Genomic DNA, 2536 nt, shown 5'->3' with positions numbered 1-2536 from the left:
TAGATGGTATCCCCTAGGGGATTCGAACCCCTGTTACCGCCGTGAAAGGGCGGTGTCCTAGGCCTCTAGACGAAGGGGACCCCGGACATATTAATTCGAACTCACGTTCCTGCTTAACATCTGCAGTAAGTTTGGTGGAGCTACACGGGATCGAACCGTGGACCTCTTGCATGCCATGCAAGCGCTCTCCCAGCTGAGCTATAGCCCCAAACTTATTAAACTACATTTAAGTGCACTACAAGCATTTGCTCGTCTGTGTCTCAACTGCGTGGCGCATTCTATGCAGCGCACCTAAAAGTGTCAACTCGTTTTTTAGGAATTTATTCTATCTGCTACAAATTCAATCGCTTTGGATATTCTTTGCTCAGAACGGCTTCTTCCGATTAAAAATAATGTGATATCAAGGCCTGGTGACTGCCCTGCCCCTGTTACAGCGACACGTAAAGGCATACCAACCTTGCCCATACCCACATCTAATTCTGTTGCAGTGTCTTCAATCGCCTGATGGATAGCTTCTACAGTCCAATCAGTTAATGCGGCTAATTTTTGTTGAACCAGTTGCAATGGCTCTAACGCAACACCACGTAAATGCTTTTTCGCTTGGGCCTCATCAAACTCTGCAAAGTCTTCATAGAAATAGCGGCTAGAAGCGGCTAACTCTTTTAGTGTCTTAGCGCGCTCAGCCAATGCTGTAACCACTTCCGCTAATGCAGGGCCGTTTGACAGATCAATTTTTTGATCGTCCATGTGCCATTGTAAGTGTGTTGCCACATATTCTGGGGCAAGACTCTTTATATAGTGTTGGTTCAACCACACCAGTTTATCGGTATTAAAGGCAGAAGCGGCTTTATTGATATCACCGAGCTTAAAGTATTGCTTCATTTCTTCTAATGAGAAGATTTCTTGATCACCATGTGACCAACCTAAACGTACTAGGTAGTTCAACAGTGCTTCTGGCAAATAGCCATCGTCACGGTACTGCATTACGCTCACTGCGCCATGACGCTTAGATAATTTCGCGCCATCATCACCGAGAATCATAGAGACGTGAGCATATTCTGGGATCGGCGCCCCTAATGCTTTAAGGATATTAATTTGACGCGGCGTATTGTTGATATGATCTTCACCACGAACCACACAGGTAATTCCCATATCCCAATCGTCAACGACCACACAGAAGTTATAGGTTGGCACACCATCGGTACGGGCGATGATCAAGTCATCTAATGCATCGTTAGAAAATTCAATACGGCCACGAACATGGTCATCAAATACCACTGAACCGCCGATAGGATTTTTGAAGCGCACGACAAATGGCTCATCAGTATCACGAGCGGGTAAGTCACGGCAGCAACCATCGTACTTTTGTGCTTCACCGTTTGCGGCTTGTGCTTCTCTTAACGCATCAATACGCTCACGTGAGCAATAGCATTTATATGCAGTGCCCTTTGCTAACATTTGGGCAATAATTTCGTTATAACGATCAAAACGCTTAGTTTGGTAATACGGGCCCTCGTCCCATGTCAAACCTAACCAGTTCATACCTTCTAAAATCGCATCGCAGGCGGCTTGAGTCGAACGCTCAATATCAGTGTCTTCAATACGTAATACAAACTCACCGTTATTGGCGCGAGCTTGTAACCAAGAATAAAGTGCAGTACGGGCACCACCAACATGTAAGAAACCAGTAGGACTAGGGGCAAAACGCGTCTTAGTTGTCATAATGGGACACTAACCTATATAAAGTCGTCTAGATAAAGACAATCACGATAAAAAAGTGGGCTTATTCTAACAGTCAAAGCAGGCGCTGCAAATGGGACAAGCTCTGCAGTATCACTTATCTAGTAAAATCGTGATGCTAAATCCCCTCCTTATATAGAGAAGCCTATATAAAGGTGCACATATAAAGTGGTGCCACAGCTATCACCCGCAAACCTGCACCCCATTTATCTGACTTAAGACTCATGGATTGATTTCGCTACGCTTAGATCCCAGCCCTACTTTTGCCCCTATCATGCCTCCAGCGATAAATAGTGTGTCTTTGGCGCAACGCCTATACACTGCTATCCACTCAATCTCTAACATCTAATCATTGCGAGTCACTCACACCCTGTCATTTTATCGCCAAAAATGCTCACGAATAACATGAGTCTAGCTATCGCGGCATCCCAAACACTCAAATTGCACGCCATTGACAGGCGAATAAACTAACACTTTGATCGGCGGCGTGATTAGCATTAAGCCAATGCGAACAAAAATAGCGCGACCAATGCTTTTTTCACTAAAAAGCGTTGACACTAGATCGAACCTCCCTATAATACGGCTCCACACAGCGAGGTCGATTAGCTCAGCTGGGAGAGCACCTCCCTTACAAGGAGGGGGTCACTGGTTCGAGCCCAGTATCGACCACCATTGTTTATTATAAATAATTTGTAAAGAAATAATGGCTGTACAACATAGTTATATCCCAGGTCGCTTAGCTCAGCTGGGAGAGCACCTCCCTTACAAGGAGGGGGTCACTGGTTCGAGCCCAGTA

Annotated in this window: 1 protein-coding gene and 3 tRNA genes; 1 reads left to right on the top strand and 3 read right to left on the bottom strand. The window is 45.4% G+C overall.

The window, feature by feature from the left end:
• Window positions 1-4: 4 nt before the first annotated feature.
• The 3 genes from BM607_RS13355 to gltX form a co-directional block, all read right to left on the bottom strand.
• A tRNA-Glu gene (locus tag BM607_RS13355) sits at window positions 5-80 on the bottom strand.
• A 52-nt stretch (window positions 81-132) separates the two neighbouring features.
• Window positions 133-208 (bottom strand) — tRNA-Ala (locus tag BM607_RS13350).
• Window positions 209-312: 104 nt separating this feature from the next.
• The gene (gltX, locus tag BM607_RS13345; RefSeq protein ID WP_071939599.1) at window positions 313-1722 is read right to left on the bottom strand and encodes a glutamate--tRNA ligase; all 1410 of its coding nucleotides are present in this window, start codon (window positions 1720-1722) and stop codon (window positions 313-315) included.
• A 614-nt stretch (window positions 1723-2336) separates the two neighbouring features.
• On the opposite strand from gltX, the gene BM607_RS13340 reads away from it, so the two are divergent.
• A tRNA-Val gene (locus BM607_RS13340) sits at window positions 2337-2412 on the top strand.
• The last annotated feature ends 124 nt before the right edge of the window (window positions 2413-2536 follow it).

Source organism: Shewanella sp. SACH, from assembly GCF_001887095.2.
Classification (GTDB): domain Bacteria; phylum Pseudomonadota; class Gammaproteobacteria; order Enterobacterales; family Shewanellaceae; genus Shewanella; species Shewanella baltica.
This window is presented reverse-complemented; position numbering and strand designations above follow the sequence as displayed.

Excerpts from the sequence above, each read along its gene's own strand:
- gltX (WP_071939599.1), bottom strand. The coding sequence starts at position 1,722 with ATGACAACTAAGACGCGTTTTGCCCCTAGTCCTACTGGTTTCTTACAT.